The organism is Bacillus sp. FSL E2-8887 (assembly GCF_038007205.1).
GTDB classification, from domain to species: domain Bacteria; phylum Bacillota; class Bacilli; order Bacillales; family Bacillaceae_G; genus Bacillus_A; species Bacillus_A mycoides.
Map to the genome: position 1 here is coordinate 3,495,950 of NZ_JBBOWS010000001.1, position 23,665 is coordinate 3,519,614.

General features: G+C 37.7%; 24 protein-coding genes. All 24 read right to left on the reverse strand.

Annotated features, from left to right (window positions below; all coding sequences use genetic code 11):
* Positions 1–42 precede the first annotated feature (42 nt).
* The gene (gene xerC / locus NSQ08_RS17725) at positions 43–942 is read right to left on the reverse strand and encodes a tyrosine recombinase XerC (RefSeq protein WP_078175468.1); all 900 of its coding nucleotides are present in this window, start codon (positions 940–942) and stop codon (positions 43–45) included.
* Positions 943–1,013: 71 nt separating this feature from the next.
* On the reverse strand, positions 1,014–2,318 hold the full coding sequence (trmFO, locus tag NSQ08_RS17730; protein ID WP_002014534.1) for an FADH(2)-oxidizing methylenetetrahydrofolate--tRNA-(uracil(54)-C(5))-methyltransferase TrmFO: 1,305 nt from the start codon (positions 2,316–2,318) through the stop codon (positions 1,014–1,016).
* Between the two features lie 48 nt (positions 2,319–2,366).
* Positions 2,367–4,445, reverse strand: coding sequence for a type I DNA topoisomerase (topA, locus tag NSQ08_RS17735; RefSeq protein ID WP_002088184.1), 2,079 nt, complete (start codon positions 4,443–4,445; stop codon positions 2,367–2,369).
* A gap of 144 nt (positions 4,446–4,589) precedes the next feature.
* On the reverse strand, positions 4,590–5,459 hold the full coding sequence (dprA, locus tag NSQ08_RS17740; RefSeq protein WP_340777522.1) for a DNA-processing protein DprA: 870 nt from the start codon (positions 5,457–5,459) through the stop codon (positions 4,590–4,592).
* Positions 5,460–5,547: 88 nt separating this feature from the next.
* Entirely contained in the window at positions 5,548–6,450 is a 903-nt protein-coding gene (gene sucD / locus NSQ08_RS17745) for a succinate--CoA ligase subunit alpha (protein ID WP_002033796.1), read from the reverse strand.
* 19 nt (positions 6,451–6,469) lie between these two features.
* Entirely contained in the window at positions 6,470–7,630 is a 1,161-nt protein-coding gene (gene sucC, locus NSQ08_RS17750) for an ADP-forming succinate--CoA ligase subunit beta (protein WP_002014529.1), read from the reverse strand.
* A gap of 193 nt (positions 7,631–7,823) precedes the next feature.
* On the reverse strand, positions 7,824–8,597 hold the full coding sequence (locus NSQ08_RS17755; RefSeq protein ID WP_340777528.1) for a ribonuclease HII: 774 nt from the start codon (positions 8,595–8,597) through the stop codon (positions 7,824–7,826).
* A gap of 55 nt (positions 8,598–8,652) precedes the next feature.
* Positions 8,653–9,543, reverse strand: coding sequence for a ribosome biogenesis GTPase YlqF (gene ylqF, locus NSQ08_RS17760; RefSeq protein ID WP_002014526.1), 891 nt, complete (start codon positions 9,541–9,543; stop codon positions 8,653–8,655).
* A gap of 20 nt (positions 9,544–9,563) precedes the next feature.
* Positions 9,564–10,115, reverse strand: a complete 552-nt coding sequence (gene lepB, locus NSQ08_RS17765) for a signal peptidase I (RefSeq protein ID WP_002066791.1) — start codon at positions 10,113–10,115, stop codon at positions 9,564–9,566.
* A 100-nt stretch (positions 10,116–10,215) separates the two neighbouring features.
* The gene (gene rplS / locus NSQ08_RS17770) at positions 10,216–10,560 is read right to left on the reverse strand and encodes a 50S ribosomal protein L19 (RefSeq protein WP_002014524.1); all 345 of its coding nucleotides are present in this window, start codon (positions 10,558–10,560) and stop codon (positions 10,216–10,218) included.
* Positions 10,561–10,706: 146 nt separating this feature from the next.
* Positions 10,707–11,441: a tRNA (guanosine(37)-N1)-methyltransferase TrmD gene (trmD, locus tag NSQ08_RS17775; protein ID WP_002014522.1), complete on the reverse strand. Its 735-nt coding sequence runs from the start codon at positions 11,439–11,441 to the stop codon at positions 10,707–10,709.
* Positions 11,441–11,956, reverse strand: a complete 516-nt coding sequence (rimM, locus tag NSQ08_RS17780; protein ID WP_002014521.1) for a ribosome maturation factor RimM — start codon at positions 11,954–11,956, stop codon at positions 11,441–11,443. Before rimM ends, trmD begins: the two co-directional genes overlap by 1 nt.
* Before the next feature lie 121 nt (positions 11,957–12,077).
* The gene (locus NSQ08_RS17785; protein WP_002088196.1) at positions 12,078–12,305 is read right to left on the reverse strand and encodes a KH domain-containing protein; all 228 of its coding nucleotides are present in this window, start codon (positions 12,303–12,305) and stop codon (positions 12,078–12,080) included.
* 14 nt (positions 12,306–12,319) lie between these two features.
* Positions 12,320–12,592: a 30S ribosomal protein S16 gene (rpsP, locus tag NSQ08_RS17790; RefSeq protein WP_000268750.1), complete on the reverse strand. Its 273-nt coding sequence runs from the start codon at positions 12,590–12,592 to the stop codon at positions 12,320–12,322.
* Between the two features lie 100 nt (positions 12,593–12,692).
* Positions 12,693–14,042: a signal recognition particle protein gene (ffh, locus tag NSQ08_RS17795; RefSeq protein WP_002014519.1), complete on the reverse strand. Its 1,350-nt coding sequence runs from the start codon at positions 14,040–14,042 to the stop codon at positions 12,693–12,695.
* A 12-nt stretch (positions 14,043–14,054) separates the two neighbouring features.
* Positions 14,055–14,387, reverse strand: a complete 333-nt coding sequence (locus tag NSQ08_RS17800) for a putative DNA-binding protein (RefSeq protein WP_002033794.1) — start codon at positions 14,385–14,387, stop codon at positions 14,055–14,057.
* 132 nt (positions 14,388–14,519) lie between these two features.
* Entirely contained in the window at positions 14,520–15,509 is a 990-nt protein-coding gene (ftsY, locus tag NSQ08_RS17805) for a signal recognition particle-docking protein FtsY (RefSeq protein WP_002185064.1), read from the reverse strand.
* 14 nt (positions 15,510–15,523) lie between these two features.
* Positions 15,524–19,093, reverse strand: coding sequence for a chromosome segregation protein SMC (gene smc, locus NSQ08_RS17810; RefSeq protein WP_215588456.1), 3,570 nt, complete (start codon positions 19,091–19,093; stop codon positions 15,524–15,526).
* A gap of 148 nt (positions 19,094–19,241) precedes the next feature.
* Positions 19,242–19,979 (reverse strand): ribonuclease III, encoded by a 738-nt coding sequence (rncS, locus tag NSQ08_RS17815; RefSeq protein ID WP_002033792.1) that lies wholly within the window; start codon positions 19,977–19,979, stop codon positions 19,242–19,244.
* A 58-nt stretch (positions 19,980–20,037) separates the two neighbouring features.
* Positions 20,038–20,271 carry an acyl carrier protein gene (gene acpP, locus NSQ08_RS17820; RefSeq protein ID WP_002014515.1) on the reverse strand — a complete coding sequence of 78 codons (234 nt, stop codon included), beginning with the start codon at positions 20,269–20,271 and terminating at the stop codon, positions 20,038–20,040.
* Between the two features lie 69 nt (positions 20,272–20,340).
* Positions 20,341–21,081, reverse strand: coding sequence for a 3-oxoacyl-[acyl-carrier-protein] reductase (gene fabG / locus NSQ08_RS17825; RefSeq protein WP_002014514.1), 741 nt, complete (start codon positions 21,079–21,081; stop codon positions 20,341–20,343).
* Positions 21,081–22,025, reverse strand: coding sequence for an ACP S-malonyltransferase (gene fabD, locus NSQ08_RS17830; protein WP_002033790.1), 945 nt, complete (start codon positions 22,023–22,025; stop codon positions 21,081–21,083). Before fabD ends, fabG begins: the two co-directional genes overlap by 1 nt.
* 14 nt (positions 22,026–22,039) lie before the next feature.
* Positions 22,040–23,032: a phosphate acyltransferase PlsX gene (plsX, locus tag NSQ08_RS17835; RefSeq protein ID WP_002128828.1), complete on the reverse strand. Its 993-nt coding sequence runs from the start codon at positions 23,030–23,032 to the stop codon at positions 22,040–22,042.
* Positions 23,029–23,622: a transcription factor FapR gene (gene fapR / locus NSQ08_RS17840; RefSeq protein WP_000747354.1), complete on the reverse strand. Its 594-nt coding sequence runs from the start codon at positions 23,620–23,622 to the stop codon at positions 23,029–23,031. The genes plsX and fapR overlap by 4 nt, the downstream gene beginning before the upstream one ends.
* Positions 23,623–23,665: the final 43 nt, after the last annotated feature.

The window sequence follows — 23,665 nt, forward strand, 5'->3', positions numbered from 1 at the left end:
AGAAAAAACTCCTTTATATGTTTTTATAGCCTTAAAAGCAATTTATGCCCGCGGGTGATGCTTCATGTACACAGAACGCAATCTTTCTTTAGAGACATGCGTATAAATTTGTGTGGTTGACAAATTCTCATGACCTAATAGCTCCTGCACAGTACGTAAATCCGCTCCTTCATCCAACATATGTGTAGCAAATGTATGCCTTAACATATGGGGACTTATCCGCATTGTAAGTGAAGCTTTCTTAATGAGTTCGTTCAAAACATAACGTACACCCTGATCTGTTAACGGCTTACCTTTCGCATTTAAAAATACCATATGAGATTGTTCTTCAGTCTTTTGAGCTAACTGTTTTCTCCCGTTCTCTATATAAGTAATTAAAGCATCTTGTGCATAGCTTCCGAACGGAATATATCTTTGTTTTTTCCCTTTTCCCATCACTAAAATTGTTCCCACTGCAAAGTCAATGTCGGTAAGTTGCAAATTAACGCATTCGCTTACACGAATCCCAGTTGCATACATCAACTCTAATAAAGCTTGATTCCTTTGACCTAATGGTGCCCCTGTATCAGAAACTTCAAACAATTCCTCTAACTCTTCAGCATATAAAAACTTTGGGATTGACAATTCTTTCTTGGGAAGTGACGCAAGTGCAAACGGATTATCTTTTTGATAACCTTCACGCATCAAAAAACGATATAAACTTCGTAAGCTTGATACTTTCCTTGCGACAGATTTACGGGCTAACTTCTGATCGTGCAACGTCGTCAAGTATAAACGAACATCCGCGTATGTAACATCTAAAAAAGAGGATATGCCTTCTCGCTCCATAAATTGCACAAAATGTTCTAAATCATTTTGATAACTTGCAATTGTATATTTTGAATAATTTCTTTCAATTTGTAAATATCCAACGAATAATTGTAACAATTTCTTCACATTCACATCCATATAATTCACCTCAATAAAGGCTACTAAATCGTATCACAACTTAGTAGCCTTTGCAAGAAATTTAATTAAATATTTACAAAATTTTGAATTGTTTCCAAAGCGCGTGTAGCATATGCTTCATTTCGCTCTTGTTTCTTTTTAATTTTCTTCTCTAACGGTGTAAATAAACCGAAGTTTGCATTCATTGGCTGGAAGTTTTTCGCATTTGTCGCAGTAATATAATTTGCCATACTTCCCATTGCAGTTACAGGTGGTAATACAACTGGCTCTTCACCTTTTACAAGTCGAGCAGCGTTAATACCCGCTAATAATCCTGATGCTGCTGATTCAACATAACCCTCTACACCAGTCATTTGACCAGCGAAGAATAAATCATCACGTTGTTTATATTGATATGTTGGACGAAGTAAATTAGGCGAATTAATAAACGTATTACGATGCATTACACCATAACGTACAATCTCTGCGTTTTCTAGTCCTGGAATTAGCTGTAACACTTCTTTTTGTGGCCCCCACTTTAAATGTGTTTGGAAGCCTACAATATTATATAATGTTCCTGCTGCATCATCTTGACGTAATTGAACAACCGCATACGGTGTTTTCCCTGTTTTCGGATCTTCTAACCCAACAGGCTTCATCGGTCCAAATACTAACGTCTGTCTTCCTCTACTTGCCATAACTTCTACTGGCATACAACCTTCAAAGAAAATTTCTTTTTCAAATTCTTTTAAAGGCACTGTCTCAGCAGCAATTAAAGCCTCATAAAAACGATCAAACTCTTCTTCTGTCATTGGACAGTTTAAATATGCCGCTTCACCTTTATCATAACGGGATTTTAAATATACTTTATTCATGTCAATGCTGTCTTTCTCAACGATTGGCGCTGCAGCATCATAGAAATAAAAATAATCTTCACCTGTTAGTTTTTTTAATTGTGCAGAAAGATCCGGAGACGTAAGTGGACCTGTCGCGATAACAGTTGGTCCCTCTGGAATTTCAGTGATTTCCTCATTCATTACAGTTACGTTCGGATGATTTTTCACATATTCAGTCACTTTCGCCGCGAATTCATGACGGTCTACAGCTAAAGCACCTCCTGCTGGTACAGAGCACTCATCAGCTGCACGAATAATGACAGAATCCATTAGACGCATTTCTTCTTTAATAACACCAACAGCATTTGTCAATGTGTTTGCGCGAAGTGAGTTACTACATACTAATTCAGCAAATTTATCTGTATGATGAGCTGGTGTTTGCCTTACTGGTCTCATTTCATATAATTTTACTTGGACACCACGCTTTGCAATTTGGTAAGCTGCTTCGCTTCCTGCAAGACCTGCGCCAATGACGTTTACTACTTGTGTTGTCATATATATCACCTTTCCTTTTCTTCCCGAAAAAAATGTGAGCAGTTACGCTCACATTTGTTGTTCTTCTTCATAATCACACGAAATACATTGTACTTGCACGCCTTTTTTTAACTTTTTCTCTACGAGCATACCTTCACACTTCGGACATTTACGACCAATCGGCTTATCCCAAGATACAAAGTCACATTCTGGATACGTACCGCATCCGTAGAAAAGGCGTTTCTTTTTATTACTACGGCGTTCAATAATTTGCCCTTTATCACACTTCGGACAAGTAACACCGATTTCTTTTACAATCGGTTTTGTATTACGACATTCCGGGAAATTTGAACAAGCCATAAACTTCCCATATTTACCCATTTTAAAGACCATCGGGTGACTACATAATTCACAGTCTTCCCCAGCTGGTTCATCTTTAATTTCCACTTCACGCATTTCTTTTTCCGCTTTTTCTAAGCGCGGTTCAAATCCTACGTAGAAATCATCAACAATTTTCACCCAATTTGCATTTCCTTCTTCTACTTCATCAAGGCTTTGCTCCATATTGGCAGTAAATTCAATGTTAATAATTTCTGGGAAAAACTCTAAAATAAGTTCGATTACTATTCCACCAAGCTCAGTCGGAACGAAGCGTTTATTATCTAAAGCAACGTATCCTCGTTTTTGGATTGTTTCAAGTGTCGGTACATAAGTAGACGGTCTCCCAATTCCAAGCTCTTCAAGTGTTCTTACTAGACGAGCCTCTGTGTAACGCGGCGGAGGCTGTGTGTAATGTTGCTTTGGTTCTATATCTTTTGAAAATACAGTTTCACCTACTTCTAACGGTGGCAACATCTTATCCTTTTCTTCCGCACCATCATCTTTCGACTCTACGTACACTTTCATAAATCCTGGGAACTTTACAACTGATCCACTTGCACGGAACTGAACATTGTTATTAATGAGTTTCGCTGTAACAGTATCCATTATAGCAGATGCCATTTGACTTGCAACAAATCGCTCCCAAATCAGTTTATACAAACGGAGTTGATCACGACTTAAGAAACTTTTTAGTTCCTCTGGCTTTCTCATTACCGAAGTAGGACGAATCGCCTCATGCGCATCTTGTGCTTTCGACTTTTTCGTTTCTTTCCTCTTCTCTGTTCCTATGTATTCCGCACCAAACGCCTCAGTAATGTAATCACGAGCCTCTGTTTGAGCTGTTTCTGAGATACGTGTTGAATCAGTTCTCATATACGTAATAAGACCTACAGTCCCTTGTTTTCCAAGATCTATCCCTTCATACAGCTGCTGTGCAAGCATCATTGTTTTCTTTGCTCGCATATTTAACTTACGCGCTGCCTCTTGTTGCAAGGAAGATGTTGTAAACGGTAATGCAGGGTTACGCTTTCGCTCTTTTCGCGTTACATTTTCAACCGAAAACGCATTGTCTTTCATCTTTTCGATTATTTCGTTCACTTGTGCTTCGTTCGTTAATTGAACTTTTTCACCATCTACACCGTAAAAGCTTGCTTCAAATGTGTCTTTCCCTTTCACAAATTCTGTTTTAATTGTCCAGAATTCTTCAGGTTCAAAACTTTGAATTTCTTTTTCACGTTCGATGATTAAACGAACTGCTACAGATTGTACGCGTCCTGCACTTAATCCTTTTTTTACTTTCTTCCATAATAAAGGACTAATATTGTAACCAACAAGACGATCGAGTATACGCCTTGCCTGTTGTGCATCTACTAAATCCATATTAATTGCACGAGGATATTTAAATGATTCTTTTATTGCATCTTTTGTAATCTCATTAAATACAACTCGGCAATCTGATTCAACGTCCACATTTAACGTATTTGCTAAATGCCAAGCAATTGCTTCTCCTTCACGATCCGGATCGGCCGCGAGATAGACTTTCTTTGCTTTTTTTGCCGCTGATTTTAAATCTTTTAAAACGGGACCCTTACCACGAATGGTAATATACTTCGGGGTGAAGTTATTCTTTACTTCTATCCCCATTTGGCTTTTAGGTAAATCGCGGACATGTCCCATGGACGCGACGACTTTGTATTTTTTCCCTAAATATTTTTCAATGGTCTTCGCCTTAGAAGGCGACTCCACGATTACGAGGTAATCTGACATGCTAGTGCCTCCTTAAGAGGTGGATTCAAGTCTTCATCAATCTTATTGATTTCTCTTGTTTTTGTCAATCAAGAATGAATATACCATACAGCGACAATCTACCATTTGTCAATAATTGTTTAATAAAAACATAAAAATATATGGTTAATTTAAAATTTCTTCAAGGATATCCTCCACATTTCTTACTAGCTTTGCGCCTTGTTGAATTAGATGATTCGTTCCCGCTGCACTCTCTATAAATATAGGTCCAGGAAGCGCAAACACCTCTCTATTTTGTTCTAGCGCAAGGTCTGCAGTAATAAGGGATCCACTTCTCGTTTTTGCTTCTACAACTAAAACACCTTTACTTATACCGCTAATAATTCGATTTCTTTTTGGGAAATACCATTTTTTCGGCACATAATGGGGCGGATACTCTGTCAATAACAATATATAATCTTTCCACGTGTCATATAAACCTCTATTCTCCTTTGGATACATATAAGATAATCCATGTCCTAATATTGCAATGGTCGGGCAATGCTGCCTTACTGTAACTTCATGAGCAATTGTATCTATCCCTCTTGCAAACCCACTAACAATAAGCCATTCTTTTTCAAGTAAAGGTTGTAAAATAAACTTCATACTCTCCTTTCCATATAAAGACGGTTCTCTCGTTCCAACAATCGCTAATTTATTTACTTTATTTAGAAAATCTCCTTCTCCTTTTCCGTATAAAACAAAAGGGGGATCTTGTATTTCTCGCAGTAATTGTGGATAGTCCTTATCCCATATTGTTATATAAAATATTCTCTTTTTTTCTAACTGGGATACATATTGTTGGAGATTTGAAATTTGAAGAAAATTTACTAGTTCTAAAGATTTTTTCGAGGATATTCCAGCGTAATATTCAAATTGTTTCGGACTAAAAGTGTATATTCCCTTCAGTTCTGGATCAACATATAGTAGTCTCTCCATCGCCTTCCAATGATCCGCCAACATGTAATGAAGGTGCAATAAACGTTCTCTTTTCATCTCAATTCTCCTTACCCATAATTTTTATTATGTAAACAAAAAATGTGTAAAAAGACACCCTCTAATAAGAAGGTGTCTTTCAAAAAGATTAGTAGTTTTTACAAGTCTCAAATAATCCCTTTTCTTTTAAAACAGAGATTAATGTTTCACCCATAACAGCTGGTGTTTCCGCTACTTTAATACCACAAGCTTCCATTGTTTTAATCTTTTCAGCAGCAGTTCCTTTGCCGCCAGAAATGATCGCCCCAGCATGACCCATACGTTTGCCTTCAGGCGCTGTTTGACCACCAATGAAGCCTACAACTGGTTTTGTCATATTAGCTTGTACCCATTCTGCTGCTTCTTCTTCTGCCGTACCGCCGATTTCACCAATCATAATTACAGCATGCGTTTCTTCATCTTCATTAAATGCTTTTAACGCATCAATAAAGTCCGTACCGTTAACAGGGTCTCCCCCGATACCTACAGCAGTAGATTGGCCAATACCTTCTTGCGTTAACTGATGTACAGCTTCATACGTTAATGTACCAGAGCGAGATACGATACCAACATGACCTTTTTTGTGAATATATCCTGGCATAATACCAATTTTACATTCGTCAGGTGTAATGACACCAGGGCAGTTTGGTCCAAGTAAACGTGTATGTTTACCCGCCATATATCTCTTTACATTTACCATATCTAATACAGGGATTCCTTCAGTAATACATACTACTAAATCAACCTTTGCATCAACAGCTTCCATAATTGCATCAGCCGCAAAAGCGGGTGGAACGTATACAACTGAAGCGTTTGCGCCTGTTGCTTTCACAGCATCTTCTACTGTATCAAATACTGGTACGCCTTCAATATCAGTGCCACCTTTACCTGGTGTTACACCACCTACAATTTTCGTACCGTATTCAATCATTTGCTTTGTATGGAATAACCCTTGAGAACCTGTAATACCTTGAACAATAACTTTTGTATCTTTATTAACTAATACGCTCATTTTTCTCCCCCGCTTTCTATTAGCCCACTAGTGAAACAATTTTTTGTGCACCGTCTGCCATAGATTCTGCTGCAACAATATTTAAACCAGACTCATTTAAAATTTTCTTTCCTAGCTCTACGTTTGTACCTTCAAGACGTACAACTAAAGGCAACTCAAGGCCTACCTGCTTCGTCGCTTCAATAACACCTTCTGCGATAACATCACACTTCATAATGCCACCAAAAATGTTAACGAAGATACCTTTTACATTTTTGTCAGAAAGGATAATTTTGAATGCTTCTGTAACTTTTTCAGCTGTTGCGCCGCCACCAACATCTAAGAAGTTAGCTGGGTCACCATGGTAATGTTTAATGATATCCATTGTAGCCATTGCTAAACCTGCACCATTAACCATACAACCGATATTTCCATCTAAAGGAATGTAGTTTAAGTCATATTTAGAAGCTTCAATTTCTTTTGAATCTTCTTCTTCAAGATCACGAAGTTCTAAAATATCTTTATTGCGATATAACGCATTAGAATCAAAGTTTAATTTTGCATCTAACGCCATAACTTTACCGTCACCTGTTGTAACAAGTGGATTAATCTCAGCGATAGAGCAATCTTTTTCGATAAACGCACTGTATAAGCCCATCATAAACTTCACAGCTTGTCCTACAAGTTCTTTTGGAATATTGATGTTAAACGCGATTCTACGCGCTTGGAAACCTTGTAAACCTACTGCTGGATCAATATATTCTTTAAAGATTTTTTCAGGCGTTTTTTCTGCTACTTCTTCAATTTCTGTTCCACCTTCTTCAGATGCCATTAAAACAACTTGAGAAGTTGCACGATCTAATACAAGACCTACATAATATTCTTTTTTAATATCGCAACCTTCTTCGATAAGTAAGCGTTTTACTTCCTTACCTTCAGGACCTGTTTGATGCGTCACAAGTGTAGTTCCTAAAATGCTTTCTGCATATGTACGAACTTCTTCTAAATTTTTCGCAACTTTTACACCGCCAGCTTTGCCGCGTCCACCAGCGTGAATTTGCGCTTTAACTACACATACTTCCGTTCCTAATTCTTTCGCTGCTTCTACAGCTTCTTCTACTGTAAATGCAACCTTCCCGTTCGGAACGCTAACCCCATAGCTTCTAAGGACTGCCTTACCTTGGTACTCATGGATATTCATGGTCCCATCCTCCCCTGTTTTCCTGTTTTACTCGAAAAGTTTTTTAATGTTTAAAAAACATTACATTGCCATTGTATAAGATGATTGGCACGCTGTCTACAATAAAGTGTCAGAAAACTGAAATCGCTTTATTCTTTTTCGAAAATAATAATGTTTATATACCAAAATAAAAAATAAGCTGTGAATATACAGCTTATTTTTGAATCATATCTTTAATTGGCGCGAATGATTTTCGATGTTCTTCTAATACTCCATGTACTTCAATCGCTTCTAAATGCTGTTTCGTCCCATATCCCATATGTTGTTCGAATCCATATGCAGGATACTTTCCTCCTAACTCTTTCATCATGCGATCTCTCATCACTTTCGCAATAATAGATGCAGCTGAAATAGAGACACTTTTCGCATCACCTTTAATGATTGATGTTTGCGGAATTGATGTAGGAAGCTTCATCGCATCGATTAATAAATATTCTGGTGTACATGATAAATTAGCAACGGCATCTAACATCGCTTGCTTCGTCGCTTGATAAATATTTATTTCATCAATAACTTGTGGTGATATAATTCCAACTCCAATCGCAATTGCATGCTCTTTAATTTCATCATAAAAACGCTCACGTTTCGCTTCACTTAATTTTTTCGAGTCATTTAATCCTGGAATATAAAAATCTTCCGGAAGGACGACTGCCGCCGTCACAACCGGTCCTGCTAACGGCCCACGACCCACTTCATCAATACCAGCAATGTATGTGAGCCCTTTTTCACGTAACTCATTTTCGTACTTTGACATTTCTAGAAATTTTTCTCTTTCTTTTTGCGCTAACTCTTTTTGTTTATACCACTTCAAAATTAGTTTTTGAACACCTTTTCGCTCATCTTTCACTAACATTTGAAAACGCTCGTCTTCTTCATTCATAATTTCTTGCAGCAAACATTCCGCTTCATGAATAGTCATTTTTTGCATCTATTTACACTCCTTTTAAACGTAACCAAAAAGAAAAGACGTACAAACGCACGTCTTATACTTCTTCTACTTTTTCCGCATCTTCTACCTGCTCTGCAAACTCTTCTGGTGTTTCAAATGTCATTTTTCCTAATCTTCCACCACGAAGCTCACGAAGTATAAGCTCAGATGTTTTATCATAATCAATCATTCCGCCGCCCATTAAGCAACCTCTATTTTTTCCAATTGCATCAAATAACTCCACAATTTCTTCTGGAATGTCATTTAAATTATATCGCTCTTTTAAACGTTCCGGATAATGTTTTTCCATAAAACGTAACGCATAAATAGCTACATCCTGTAGATTTAATATAGAATCTTTAATTGCACCAGTCGTCGCTAAACGAAGACCAACTAATTCATCTTCAAATTTAGGCCACAAAATACCTGGTGTATCTAATAATTCCATTTCTTTCCCAACTTTAATCCACTGCTGGGCCGTTGTCACACCAGGACGATCTCCTGTTTTTGCTATATTCTTCTTCGCTAATTTATTAATTAGTGTAGATTTACCAACGTTTGGAATACCTACAATTAAAGCACGAATTGCTCTTGGTCTAATGCCTTTAGCAACCATTTTATCGAATTTTTCTTTGACAAGAACTTTACAAGCTGCTGCAATTTCTTTCATACCTTGTCCAGCTTGCGCATTAATTGAAATTGCCTTTTGACCTCTTTCATCAAAATATGCAATCCACTGCTTTGTAAGACGATCATCCGCCATATCCGCTTTATTTAAAACAACAAGCCTTGGTTTATGTGTAATAATTTCATCAATCATTGGATTACGAGAAGATAAAGGTAATCGAGCATCTACAAGCTCAATTACAACATCAATTAACTTTAATTTTTCTGTTACTTGGCGTCTAGCCTTTGCCATATGTCCTGGGAACCATTGAATTACCATGTTGCCACCTTCTTTTTCTTTTATTTCACAATACGCGCATCTTTTAACGGCCAATATAGCATATTTGCTTTACCAATCACTTGGTCCATTGAAATTGTACCAATCGAACGGCTATCTTTACTAAAACGACGATTATCGCCTAAAACAAATAATTGACCTTCTGGAACAGTTTTCTTTCCTGTCATTTCTTCAAGAGTAAAATCATATGTAAGCGGTCCGTCAGCAAGTTGTTTTTTCTGCTTATCTAAATACGGCTCCTCATAAGGTTTCCCGTTAACATATAGTTTATCATTACGGTATTCGATTTCGTCGCCTGGCAGGCCAATAATACGCTTAATATAATCTTTTTCTTCCGTCGCTCGGAATACAATAATATCAAAGCGTTTCGGATCACCTATGTGATAGCCAATTTTATTAACAATCATTCGATCACGGTCATGTAAAGTCGGCGACATCGATACACCGTCTACGAGAATTGGGGCAAAGAAAAACTGTCTAATTACGCCCGCTAATACAACAGCAATCAAAATTGCTTTGATCCATTCCCAAAGTGAGCTCTTCTCTTTCTTCATGCTTTCCCCTCCACTGTTATGTAAGCTGCTCGTATTATACCAAAATTTCATATAGATTGGAAAAAGGGAGCTTGTGTATTTACAAGCTCCCATACATGTCTTATCGAATTTCTTTAATACGTGCTTTTTTACCGCGAAGGTTACGTAAGTAGTATAACTTAGCACGACGTACTTTACCACGGCGAAGTACTTCGATGTTCGCGATTCTTGGCGTGTGAACTGGGAATGTACGCTCAACACCTACACCGTAAGAAATCTTACGAACTGTGAATGTTTCACTGATTCCGCCACCACGACGTTTAATTACAACACCTTCGAAAAGCTGAATTCTTTCACGAGTTCCCTCAACTACTTTTACGTGTACACGTAAAGTGTCTCCAGGACGGAATGAAGGAAGGTCAGTTTTCAATTGGCCTTTTGTGATTTCTGTGATTAATTGTTGCATATTAAATTCTCTCCTTTAAACAGATGCTCTTATAAAGTCTTATTAAATTACAGCGGAACATCGTTAATACGGCTACTGATTTCAGTAGCACAAATGTTATAATAGCATATTGCTAGGACTGTTGCAATAGAAAATATATCAAGCCCTTATCGGTCTTCTTTAATCTGTTCCAGCCATTTCTCTTCTTGCTTAGATAATTCTCGTTCTTCCAGCAAATCCGGTCTACGTGTGTACGTACGACGTAGTGACTCTTTATGGCGCCATTCATCAATGTTTTTATGATTTCCTGACATTAGTACATCCGGTACCTTCATACCACGAAAATCAGCAGGACGTGTATAATGTGGGTGTTCTAACAAACCTGTGCTAAAAGAGTCTTCCACTTGTGACGTTTGATTCCCAAGCACTCCTGGCAAAAGACGTACAACACTGTCAGTGACTACCATAGAAGCCAATTCCCCACCCGTTAATACGTAATCCCCAATAGAAATCTCATCTGTTACAAGATGCTCACGAATTCGTTCATCGTATCCTTCATAATGGCCACATACAAAAATAACATGCTCTTCTCCAGCAAGCTCTTCTGCCTTCTTCTGCGTGAAACGCTCTCCTTGTGGACACATTAAGACGATTCTCGGCTTACGGTCTGTTTCCTTCGTTAACTCTTCTACTGCGTCAAAGATAGGCTGTGGGGTTAATACCATACCAGCGCCCCCACCATACGGATAATCATCTACACTATTATGCTTACTAGTTGTATACTCACGAAAATTGACAACACGAAGCTCTACCGCTTCTTTTTCTTGTGCTTTCTTTAAAATTGAAGAACCAAATACACCCGTAAACATATCTGGAAACAATGTTAAAATGTCAATTTTCATTATAGTAGCCCTTCCATTACATGAATGGTTACTAATTTATTTTCAATGTTAACTTGAAGTACAACGTCATCAATATAAGGAATCAACAAATCTTGACCCTTTGGACGTTTAATCACCCAAACGTCATTCGCACCAGGAGATAAAATCTCTTTGATTGTCCCTAACGCTTCTCCTTCTTCCGTTACAACGTTGCAACCAATAATTTCATGGTAGTAGTATTCACCTTCAGCTAGTTCGCCTAACTGCTCTTCTGGTACTTTTATTAAAGAACCTTTTAACTTCTCTACTTCATCTACATTGTTGTATCCTTCAAGTGTTAATAAATCAAATGTCTTATGTTGACGATGAGAAGTTACCTTCACTGTAAGATAGTCTGTACCTTTCTCATCCCATATGTATAACGTGTTCCCTACTTTATATCGCTCTTCTGGAAAATCAGTACGAGAAATAACACGAATTTCTCCTTTTACGCCATGAGTATTTACAATTTTCCCTACATTAAACCATTTTGTCATAAATAGTATGTCACCCCTGGTTTCTATATAAATTAAGCATTTCCATTTTATATATGGAACATGCAATTTCTCTTTAAATGTTAAAAAAGGGAGAGGAAATAACTCCTCGCCCTTTTTACGTTTATTGAATTTCCAGTGTGACGTTCTCATCATTATGATGTCCCACTGAATACAAGAGCATTCTAATCGCTTTCGCAACTTTCCCTTGCTTTCCAATGACTTTTCCAACATCCTCAGGATGTACAGTTAATCGATACTTTATTTCTCCGTTGCAAAGTTCCTGTGTAACTTTTACATCTCCAGGATGATCCACAAGAGGTTTAACAATTGTCTCGACTAACATTTTCATTGTCATTGCCTCAATTACTTACCTTGTTTAGATAAGTGGAATTTCTCCATGATACCTTGGTTAGAGAAAAGGTTACGAACTGTATCAGATGGTTTAGCACCATTTCCTAACCATTTTAATGCTGCTTCTTCGTTGATCTTAACTTCCGCTGGTTGAGCAACCGGATTGTAAGTACCGATTTCCTCAATGAAACGTCCGTCACGAGGAGAACGAGAATCTGCAACAACTACACGATAGAAAGGAGTTTTTTTAGCTCCCATACGTTTTAAACGAATTTTAACTGCCATTTATAAAGCACCTCCGAATTTATTTCACACAGATAATTATATTAGCAAAAAGACTATTGCTTTGTAAAGTATTTTTTCTTAACAGAGCCATCTTTTTTCCTTACATGAATGGAAACTTCAATCCACCTAGTCCTTTTTTCTTACCTTTTTGCATTCCCGTCATCGTCTTCATCATTTTTTTCATATCATCAAATTGCTTGATTAGACGATTGATTTCTTGTACCGTTGTACCGCTACCTTTGGCAATGCGCTTTTTACGACTAGCATTGATTATTTCCGGTTGTTCTCGTTCTACTTTAGTCATAGAACGAATAATTGCCTCAATATGCCCAATTTGTTTTTCATCAACTTGTGCATTTTTCAGCCCTTTAATTTTATTTGCACCAGGAAGCATTCCTAACAATTCGTCAAGCGGTCCAAGTTGACGCACTTGTCCAAGTTGTTCTAGGAAATCGTCAAGCGTAAACGAAAGCGTACGCATTTTTTGCTCAAGTTCTTTTGCTTTCTCTTCATCAACTGTAGCTTGCGCTTTTTCAATTAATGTTAAGACGTCGCCCATCCCTAAAATACGGGATGCCATACGTTCTGGATGGAACGCTTCAATTGCATCTAGTTTTTCACCCATACCAGCGAATTTAATTGGTGTATTTGTTACAGCCTTAATAGATAATGCCGCACCACCGCGCGTATCACCATCTAATTTCGTTAATACAACACCTGTTAATCCTAACTGTTCATGGAAACTTTGTGCTACATTTACCGCGTCTTGTCCTGTCATCGCATCGACAACAAGGAAAATTTCATCCGGTTTCGCAACTTCTTTGACTTTTGCTAATTCACCCATTAGTTCTTCATCAATATGCAGGCGACCCGCTGTATCGATTAAAACGTAATCGTGATGATCTTCTTTTGCTTTCGCAATCGCTTGTTTCGCAATTTCAACCGGACTTACTTGATCTCCTAAGGAGAAAACAGGCATGTCCAATTGCTTCCCTAATGTTTCAAGCTGTTTAATCGCTGCTGGACGGTAAATATCCGCTGCAACAAGCATCGGTTTACGATTATGCTTTTTACGAAGCAAATTTGCAAGCTTACCTGTCGTCGTTGTTTTACCCGCACCTTGCAGACCAACCATCATTATAACAGTAGGTGGCTTATTAGCAACAGCAATTTTGCTTTGCTCTCCGCCCATAAGTTCTGTAAGTTCTTCCTGTACGATTTTAATTACTTGTTGTCCAGGTGTCAAACTTTTCATTACATCTTGTCCGACAGCACGCTCAGACACACGCTTTATAAAATCTTTTACTACTTTAAAGTTAACATCCGCTTCTAAAAGAGCTAGACGAACTTCTCTCATCATTTCTTTTACATCGGCTTCAGAAACTTTTCCTTTGCCGCGGATTTTTTGCATTGTCTGTTGAAGTCGGTCGGCTAATCCTTCAAATGCCATATTGCCGCCCTCCTAATCTAATTTTTCGATAGCTTCAACAACTTGTTTCATTTCTTCATTCACATGCTCTTCTTCGCTGAGTAGCTGTTTTAGCTTTGCAACAAGTCGCTGTCGCTCTTGAAACTTTTGAAGTAATACTAATTTATCTTCATATTCTTCAAGCATCGCTTCAGTCCGTTTAATGTTATCATACACGGCTTGGCGACTTACATCAAATTCTTCCGCAATTTCACCAAGAGATAAATCATCTAGATAATAAAGCGACATATAACTTCTTTGTTTTTGCGTTAACAACGATTGATAAAAATCAAATAAATAGTTCATTCTCGTTGTTTTCTCGAGCATGTTGGATCATCCTTTGTTAAGTGATTTCCCTTTACATGACTTAGTTTACATGGAGTATAAAAGAGTGTCAAGTTTTTTTCTTAACATCACATATTTTTATAAAAAAAGAAGCGGAAATACCGCTTCTTTCACTTACACTTCTTCTGTTTCTACTACGTTCGCAAACAAACCATAAACATATTGTTCTGGATCAAACTGTTGCAGATCATCCATTTGCTCTCCTAGCCCAACAAATTTCACCGGAACATCCATTTCGTTACGAATCGCTAAGACGATACCACCTTTAGCAGTTCCATCTAACTTCGTTAAAACAATACCAGTAACATTCGTGGCTTCACGGAATGTTTTCGCTTGGCTTAAACCATTTTGCCCTGTTGTTGCATCAATAACAAGTAATACTTCATGAGGAGCCCCTGGTACTTCACGCTCAATTACGCGCTTCACTTTCTCTAACTCATTCATTAAGTTTACTTTATTTTGTAAGCGTCCCGCTGTATCACATAGCAATACATCCACTTTACGGGCCTTTGCCGCTTGTACAGCATCATACATAACAGCCGCTGGATCAGATCCTGACCCTTGTTTAATTACTTCTACACCAACACGATCGCCCCATACTTCTAATTGCTCAATCGCCCCAGCACGGAATGTATCTCCTGCCGCCAATAGGACAGACTTACCTTCTGATTTAAATTTATGTGCAAGCTTACCAATCGTCGTCGTTTTCCCCACACCATTCACACCAACAAATAAAACTACTGTTAATTGATCCTCTTGTATATTAACTTCATTACTAAAATCGCTGTCACCTTTGTAAATGCCCACTAGCTTTTCAGAAATAACAGCCTGTACTTCTTTCGGATCTTGAATGTTACGACGTTGCACTTCTTCTTTCAACTGATCAATTAATTCCATCACTGTCGAAACTCCGACATCCGCACTAATTAAAATTTCTTCTAATTCTTCAAAGAAATCTTCGTCTATTTTGCGGTAACGGTACACTAATTCATTTACTTTATCAGCAAATGAATTTCTCGTTTTTTCTAATCCTTGTTTAAACTTCTCTGTTACCGTATCCGTTTGTTTTGAAATTTTTTCTTTTAATTTTTTTAAAAAGCTCATACTTCCCATCCTTCCTATCTACTTGCAACAAGTTCTTCGCCATCATCTAAACGAACAGAAACAAGCTTCGACACCCCTGATTCTTGCATTGTTACACCGTACAATACATCAGACTCTTCCATTGTACCTTTTCGGTGTGTAATTACAATAAACTGCGTTTCATCACTAAATTTCTTTAAATACTGCGCAAAACGAGCAACGTTTGCCTCATCAAGAGCTGCTTCCACTTCATCTAGAACACAGAATGGAACTGGGCGTACTTTTAAAATACCAAATAAGAGCGCAATTGCCGTTAAAGCACGCTCTCCCCCTGAAAGTAAACCTAAATTTTGTAGTTTCTTCCCTGGTGGTTGCGCTACAATATCAATACCCGTATTTAGTAAATCTTCTGGGTTTGTCATTACTAAATCCGCTCTTCCACCTCCGAATAATTCAGAGAATACAGATTGAAACTCTGTTCGAATCCCTTCGAACGTAGTAGAAAAGCGTTTTTTCATCTCTTCATCCATTTCCGTAATAAGTTGATGCAATGTCGATTTCGCTTCTTCTAGGTCATCTCTTTGCTCTAATAAGAATGTATGGCGCTCTGCTACACGTTCATATTCATCAATTGCCCCTAAATTTACTGCGCCTAACTCTTCAATGGATAGTTTAATTAGTTTCACCTTTTTACGTGCATCTTCTGCAGGCATCATCATTGTATACTTAAGTTTTGCTGCTTCAAATGAAATAGTATATGTTTCACGTAAATGTTGCAATCTATTTTCCAGCTCTACATCAAGTCGGTTAATTTTCACTTCTTGATCTTTCAGCATCTCAAGAATATATTTATGTTTACCTATTGTTTCTTTCACACCGCGCTCTAAATGCTCGACTCTTTCTTGCAATGATACGCGTTGTTCACGACGAGAACGAATTAACTCCGAAGTTTGATTACGATCATACGCTTTCTTCTCAATCATATTCGTAATTTGTTCTTCGCCACTTGAATTAGATGTCATCTCTTGCTTTAAGAACGCTAAATCTTCTTTCGTTTTTACAAGCGTCGCATCAGTCTCTTCCTTTTCCTTCGTCAAACGTTCGACTTTTTCTTTTTGATTAGACAAACGTTGTTGTTGTTCAGCAGATTGTACTTTTAGCTCCGTCATTTCCTTCTGAACTTTTTCTTTTGAAGAATATTGTTCACTTTTTTGTTTCGTTAAAACGACGATTTTGCTATCTAATTCCCCAATCTCAACTTGAAGAGTCGCTAAAATCTTTTCTAACTCTTCTTTGCGCCCTTGCATTTTTACTTGATCTTGTAAAAATCCTTCAATCTCTAAATCGTAAATCGATAAACGATCATTAATACGATGTTCATCTAATTCTAAACGATTAATTTCTTCTCTTAGCTTCTGTTCATCTACACGTTCGGTCTCTACACCTTGGCGTAGCTCTCGTATTTGTACTTCTTTTTCTTGAATCTCTTGCTTTACTGCTTTAACAAAGTTTTCTAGCTTTGTTGTTTTTTCTTCCATGTCAGTTAGTTTTTTAGTCCACTCTTCAAGTTCACGTTGACGTCCCAATAAAGAGGATTTCGCCTGTTTTACAGCTCCACCCGTCATAGAACCACCCGGGTTCACTACGTCACCTTCGAGTGTTACAATACGATAGCGGTATTGCAGTTGTTTCGCTAACTCATTTGCTCCGCGTAAATCTTTCGCAACAACAACTGTACCTAATAAACTTGAAACTACATTCTCATATTTATTATTGTACTGCACAAGTTCTGCCGCTACACCGACAAACGATGGATGCTGATTCACAATGCGTAATTGATCAAATGATAGCGATCGGCTTTTAATAACAGCTTGAGGTAAAAACGTTGCACGGCCATGTTTATTTTGCTTTAAAAATGCAATTGCATTACGAGCATGCTCTTCTGTTTGTACTACGATATGTTGCATCGCTGCCCCAAGGGCGATTTCCATTGCGATTTCATATTCTTTCGGCACAGTCAGAAGTTCTGCAACAGCTCCCTCAATACCTTGTAGTCTATTTTCTCTAGCCTTTAATACTTCACGTACCCCTTGATAGAAGCCAGAGTAGTCCTCTTGCATCTCTTCTAACATTTCTTTACGAGAGCGCGCCTGTTGCACAAATTGATACGCTTGATACAGTTTCGTTTCATTTTCACTATACTGTGACTTACATTTCCCAAGTGCCGTTTCTGTCTTCTGTATGTTAGAAATAATGCCAGCTATTTTCTCTCTCGCTTGCTCATAACTGTCTACAAGTTTCGCCTTTTTCGCTGTAATTTCCACACGCATCTGTACATACTTTTCATTTTCTTCATCAAGTCGTTCGTTTTTAGAGTTTTGCTGTTTTGATTGTTCTTCAATCATAGATAATTCATTACGAAGACTTGCTTGTTGATTTAAAAGTTCAATATAGTCACCTTTTAAATTCTCAATTTGTTCCTCTAAATTCTCAGCAAAAGTCGCAAGTAATTGCTCGTTATCATGCAATTTCTTCTCCAATTCTTTTACTTGATTCACAAATTGCATTAAAGCTTCTGTACTTGTTTCAATTTCGCCATCATAACTTGTAGTTTTCTCTGTTAACTCAACAATTAGCTTTTCCAGCTGCGCACAATGTGTCGTTGCATTTTGCTTTCTTTCCTTTAACAGCTCGCGTTGCCCTTCTAGTTTTTCTAGTTCTTTACTAGACAGAAGTAGAACTTCTTGTAAGGAATTTACAGATTCATCAACGGCTTGTAATTGCCCGCGTAATTCCTCAAGCTCTTCTTCACTTTTTTGTAAGTTCGCCGACATTTTAGCTTCTTCATCTTTATTATGCCCAAATTGATTTCGAAGCGCTTCCCACTTTTCATGTAATTCTTCAATTTCATGTACAATAAGCGCAGCTTCTACTTTCTCTAATTCTTCTTTTTTCTCAAGATAATCTTTCGCAATAGAAGCTTGTCTTTCTAGTGGTTCTACTTGACTACTTAATTCGTGAATAATATCTTGTACACGATTTAAGTTTTCTTGTGTTTCCGCCAATTTCCCTTCAGCTTTCTTTTTACGAAGTTTATATTTCAGCACACCCGCAGCTTCTTCAAATACACCACGACGTTCTTCTGATTTACTACTCAAAATCTCTTCGACTTTCCCCTGGCTAATAATCGAAAAAGCTTCCCTTCCCATACCAGAGTCCATAAATAAATCAATAATATCTTTTAATCTACAAGATTGTTTATTAATATAAAAATCACTATCACCCGAACGAGATACACGACGCGTTACACACACCTCGTTATACTCAATCGGTAAGCGTTGGTCTTCATTATTTAAAGTTAATGTAACTTCAGCAACATTAACCGCTCTTCTCGTATCACTGCCGGCAAAAATAATATCCTCCATCTTTGCACCGCGTAATGACTTTGCAGATTGTTCACCAAGTACCCAGCGAATTGCATCAGTAATATTACTTTTCCCGCTCCCGTTAGGTCCTACTACAGAAGTTACACCTGGAACAAAATCGACAGATACACGCTCAGCAAAAGACTTAAATCCTGCTATTTCTAATCTTTTTAAAAACACGAAAGGCCTTCCTCCTATTCTCCGTTGTTGTAAACGTAGTCTGTACGAAAACAAACTACTATACGGATTTCCCACTCCTTTTATTTATAAATAAAAGGAAAGTTTCATTCTATGCATAAGGAATCCCCCTCATTCAAAGGGGGATTCCTCATGATTGTTCTTTTAATTTTTTCAATGCTTCTGCAGCAGCTTGTTGCTCTGCCTCTTTTTTTGACTTACCACTTCCAAGACCTAATGCCTCATTATTTAAAGTTACACGGGACACAAATTCTCGGTTATGGGCCGGTCCTTTTTCTTGCAAAATTTGATACTCAACATTGCCACTACCATCACGCTGAATCAATTCTTGCAATTGACTCTTATAATCCATCACATGAGAAAAAGCACCTTCATTAATTTTTGGATATACAACTTCTTTTAAGTAACCCCAAACTGTTTCTAGCCCTTGATCAAGATAAAGGGCACCAATAAACGCTTCAAAGACATCCGCTAATAAAGCTGGTCGTTCACGTCCACCCGTCATTTCCTCACCTTTCCCTAATAAAACAAGGCTACCAAATGACATTTCGTTTGCAAAACGAACAAGAGATGGCTCACATACAATAGCTGCACGTAGTTTTGTTAACTCTCCTTCGCTCATTGTCGGATATTTTTGAAACAGATACTGTGATACAGTGAGTTCCAATACAGCATCGCCAAGAAACTCAAGACGCTCATTGTCCTCATGCGGTTTTTTTCGATGCTCATTCACATACGATGAATGCGTAAACGCTTGAATCAATAATTTTTCATCTGTAAACGTAATACCTATCTCTTCTTGAAATACTTTAAAAGCTTCACGATATTTTGCTTCGTATTTTTTTTCTCTATGTTTTCGGTACGGCATAGGTCCCTCCAGATATAAGCCGAGAAGCCCCGTTAAAAAACGGGACTTCACTTAAGCATTATAGATGACTCTCTATGTAAGTCACAGCATCGCCAACAGTAGCAATCTTTTCAGCATCTTCATCAGAAATTTCCATTTCGAATTCATCTTCTAATTGCATTACAAGTTCTACTACATCTAGGGAGTCTGCGCCTAAATCTTCTTTGAAGCTTGCAGCTGGTACTACTTCAGTTTCTTCTACTCCTAAACGATCAACGACAATTTTGGTTACACGCTCTAAAACATCTGCCATTCTATTCACCTCCCCTCAAATATTATATAAAATATTGTCCAAAAAAACTAGGTGAAATCGATTCTTTTATTACATTACCATACCGCCATCAACATTTAACGTTTGACCTGTAACATATTTACTTTGATCAGAAGCAAAAAACGTTACAGTATTTGCGATATCTTGTGCTTCTCCAAACTGAGCTGCAGGAATTAATTTTAACATTTCGGCTTTTATATTTTCATCTAATACATCCGTCATATCAGTTGCAATAAACCCTGGAGCAATTGCATTTACAGTAATATTTCGGCTCGCTAATTCTTTTGCTGATGTTTTTGTTAATCCAATTACACCAGCTTTAGCAGCAACATAATTTGCTTGTCCTGGGTTTCCTGTTACACCAACAACAGAAGCGATATTAATAATACGTCCATGACGTTGACGCATCATATAGCGCGATACTGCTTTCGTACATAAGAAAACACCTTTTAAGTTTGTATTAATAACTGTATCCCATTCTTCTTCTTTCATACGCATTAATAAATTATCTTTTGTTACACCAGCGTTATTTACAAGAATATCAACTTGTCCAAACGTATCTACAGTTTGTTTCACCATTGCAGTAACATCATCAGCATTTGCAACATCTGCTCTTACTGCAATGGCATCTGAACCTAATTTCTTTATTTCATCAACTACTTCATTCGCCTTTTGCTCATTACCAGCATAATTTACTACAACATTTGCCCCTTGTTTCGCTAAATCAATAGCAATCGCACGACCAATCCCACGTGAAGCACCAGTTACTAATGCTACTTTCCCTTTTAACATCAGCTTTCTCCTCTCAAATTTGAAATGGTATCTTTTAATGTCTCTTCATCATATACCGCATATGCTTTCACTGAAGAATCAATCGACTTCATAAGACCAGCAAGTACTTTTCCAGGTCCGATTTCAATAAATGTATCTACCCCTTGATTCACCATATACTCAATAGATGGGTACCATAATACAGGCGAATAGAGCTGTTCAATTAGCTTTGCTTGAATATCTGTACCACGCGTAATAACATCTGCCGTAACATTTGCAATAACAGGAATATTCGTGTCTTGAATTGTAATTTCATTTAAAACACTTTGGAATTTCTCAGCAGCTGGTTTCATAAGCGAGGAATGAAACGGTCCACTTACTTTGAGCGGAATTGCTCTTTTAGCACCATTTTCTTTCGCTCTTTGAGAAGCAAGCTCTACTCCTTGCTTTGTTCCAGAAATAACAATTTGCTTCGTACTATTCATATTAGCAATTTGTACTGCATATCCTTCACTTGTTACTTCTTCTGTAACTCGTTTCAGCATATCCGGATCCGCACCTAAAATAGCTGCCATTGCACCTTCCCCGCCTGGAACAGCTTCTTCCATATATTCCCCGCGTTTCCTTACAGCATATACAGCGTCTTCGAATGTTAATGCACCAGCAGCTACAAGAGCGCTATATTCACCTAAACTATGTCCTGCGACAAAATCAGGTGTAATATCATACTCCTTCAAAGCTGTTAAAATTGCAAAGCTCGTTGTTAATAGTGCCGGCTGCGCATTTGTCGTTAATGTTAACTTTTCTTGCGGTCCTTCAAAAATCACTGCTGAAAGAGAATCATGCAAAACCTCATCCGCTTTTGCAAACACTTTCGCAACCTCTTTATTATTCTCCGCTAACTGTCTACCCATTCCAACTGCCTGTGAACCTTGGCCCGGAAAAAGAAATGCTATTTTTCCCATTTCAAATCCTCCTCTTATTGAAGCGGCTCCTTCTCCATTACACTTGAAATTGTAGGAATTACTTCTTTCGCTACCATTTCTCTCGTTTGACGAATCGCACTAAATATCGATTGGTCATTAGAAGAACCGTGAGCCTTAATGACAGGAGCTTTCAATCCAAACAACGCCGCTCCCCCATACTCCGAATAATCCATTTTATCTTTCAATACCATAAGTTTTGGTTTTAATACCGCTGCTGCTAATTTGCTCGTAAACGAACTCATTAATTGTTCTTTTAACATAGAGAATAACGCAAGTGCTGTTCCTTCTAATGATTTTAGCGCTACATTACCCGTAAAACCATCACATACAACAACGTCTGCTACACCTTGCAATAAATCTCTTGATTCAACGTTTCCAACGAAATTAATTGGTGCATCCTTGAGCATAGCAAAGACTTGTTTTGAAAGCTCGTTTCCTTTACCATCCTCTGTTCCAACGTTTAAAAGTCCAACGCGTGGATTTTTAATTCCTCTTACCTTCTCTGCGTAAACAGAGCCCATTACTGCATATTGATATAAATGAATTGGTTTTGCATCAACGTTGGCTCCAACATCTAACATAACAAAACCTTCTCCATCAACAGTTGGCATTGTAGGTGATAAAGCTGGTCGTTCAATTCCTTCCATACGACCAACAACAAACAATCCAGCTGCCATCAAAGCTCCTGTACTACCTGCTGATATACAAGCATCCGCTACGCCGTCTTTTACTTGCTGCGCCGCTAGTACCATTGAAGCTTGTTTTTTTCGACGAACCGCTCTTACTGGTTCGTCTGTCGATTCAATTTTTTCGTCCGTATGAAGTATAGTAATTCGCTCTTCACTCGTTAAATATTGACGAATTCCCTCTTCTTTCCCTACTAACGTAATATGTAAATCTGAGTATTCCTTAATAGCTTTCATTGCTCCTAATACTACAGCCTTTGGTGCATGATCGCCGCCCATTGCATCTATTGCGATTTTCATAAGTTGTTACCTTCCTCACTATAATTACTAGATCGATACATTTCAAAAGTGCCTGTAAAGACAAGTTCTTCTCCAACAAAACTACGCACTTTGACAACCGTCCGTCCTTTATCATTCTCTACATCTTCAACACGTACTTTTGCAACAACACGCTCTCCTAATTTTACAGGACGAATATATCGAATGGTGGACTTTGCAGTTAAAGCTAATTCTTCATCAATAACCGCAACAGCTAGTGAGTTTGCTTGTGCAAACAAATGATGCCCACGAGCAATTTGATTTCTTTTAAATACATGTTCTACCTTTACTTCAAAGATAGAAATCGCATGTCTATCTAATTCTATATCAATAATTTCTCCGACAACCTCTTCTAACGGTAAAGATTTCACGTCTTCTTCATGTTGTTTTGTAGCCACATGCTTAATTCGTTCTCTTAATTCAGGAATAGATAATTCCATACGATCAAGACGAACAGTTTGTATGCTCACTTGAAATTTTTCCGCTAAATCTTCATCCGTTATAAAAGGATTCGTTTCTATTGTTTGTTGTAATAATTCTTGTCTTTCTTTTTTACTTCTTCTTTTTTTCATACCGCACCATCCATTTTTATGACTAGGTACTAAAAGTAGTATA

Bases quoted from the DNA above. Each gene is read 5' to 3' on its own strand.
- sucD (WP_002033796.1), bottom strand. From the start codon at position 6,450: ATGAGCGTATTAGTTAATAAAGATACAAAAGTTATTGTTCAAGGTATT.
- dprA (WP_340777522.1), bottom strand. From the start codon at position 5,459: ATGAAAAGAGAACGTTTATTGCACCTTCATTACATGTTGGCGGATCAT.
- sucC (WP_002014529.1), bottom strand. From the start codon at position 7,630: ATGAATATCCATGAGTACCAAGGTAAGGCAGTCCTTAGAAGCTATGGG.
- fabG (WP_002014514.1), bottom strand. From the start codon at position 21,081: ATGTTAAAAGGGAAAGTAGCATTAGTAACTGGTGCTTCACGTGGGATT.
- ffh (WP_002014519.1), bottom strand. From the start codon at position 14,042: ATGGCATTTGAAGGATTAGCCGACCGACTTCAACAGACAATGCAAAAA.
- acpP (WP_002014515.1), bottom strand. From the start codon at position 20,271: ATGGCAGATGTTTTAGAGCGTGTAACCAAAATTGTCGTTGATCGTTTA.
- ftsY (WP_002185064.1), bottom strand. From the start codon at position 15,509: ATGAGCTTTTTAAAAAAATTAAAAGAAAAAATTTCAAAACAAACGGAT.
- rimM (WP_002014521.1), bottom strand. From the start codon at position 11,956: ATGACAAAATGGTTTAATGTAGGGAAAATTGTAAATACTCATGGCGTA.
- NSQ08_RS17800 (WP_002033794.1), bottom strand. From the start codon at position 14,387: ATGCTCGAGAAAACAACGAGAATGAACTATTTATTTGATTTTTATCAA.
- trmD (WP_002014522.1), bottom strand. From the start codon at position 11,441: ATGAAAATTGACATTTTAACATTGTTTCCAGATATGTTTACGGGTGTA.
- fapR (WP_000747354.1), bottom strand. From the start codon at position 23,622: ATGAAAAAAAGAAGAAGTAAAAAAGAAAGACAAGAATTATTACAACAA.
- plsX (WP_002128828.1), bottom strand. From the start codon at position 23,032: ATGAAAATCGCAATAGATGCAATGGGCGGCGATCATGCACCAAAGGCT.
- rncS (WP_002033792.1), bottom strand. From the start codon at position 19,979: ATGCCGTACCGAAAACATAGAGAAAAAAAATACGAAGCAAAATATCGT.
- ylqF (WP_002014526.1), bottom strand. From the start codon at position 9,543: ATGGTAATTCAATGGTTCCCAGGACATATGGCAAAGGCTAGACGCCAA.
- fabD (WP_002033790.1), bottom strand. From the start codon at position 22,025: ATGGGAAAAATAGCATTTCTTTTTCCGGGCCAAGGTTCACAGGCAGTT.
- rplS (WP_002014524.1), bottom strand. From the start codon at position 10,560: ATGCAACAATTAATCACAGAAATCACAAAAGGCCAATTGAAAACTGAC.
- trmFO (WP_002014534.1), bottom strand. From the start codon at position 2,318: ATGACAACACAAGTAGTAAACGTCATTGGCGCAGGTCTTGCAGGAAGC.
- rpsP (WP_000268750.1), bottom strand. From the start codon at position 12,592: ATGGCAGTTAAAATTCGTTTAAAACGTATGGGAGCTAAAAAAACTCCT.
- topA (WP_002088184.1), bottom strand. From the start codon at position 4,445: ATGTCAGATTACCTCGTAATCGTGGAGTCGCCTTCTAAGGCGAAGACC.
- NSQ08_RS17785 (WP_002088196.1), bottom strand. From the start codon at position 12,305: ATGAAAATGTTAGTCGAGACAATTGTTAAACCTCTTGTGGATCATCCT.
- NSQ08_RS17755 (WP_340777528.1), bottom strand. From the start codon at position 8,597: ATGCAAAAAATGACTATTCATGAAGCGGAATGTTTGCTGCAAGAAATT.
- lepB (WP_002066791.1), bottom strand. From the start codon at position 10,115: ATGAAGAAAGAGAAGAGCTCACTTTGGGAATGGATCAAAGCAATTTTG.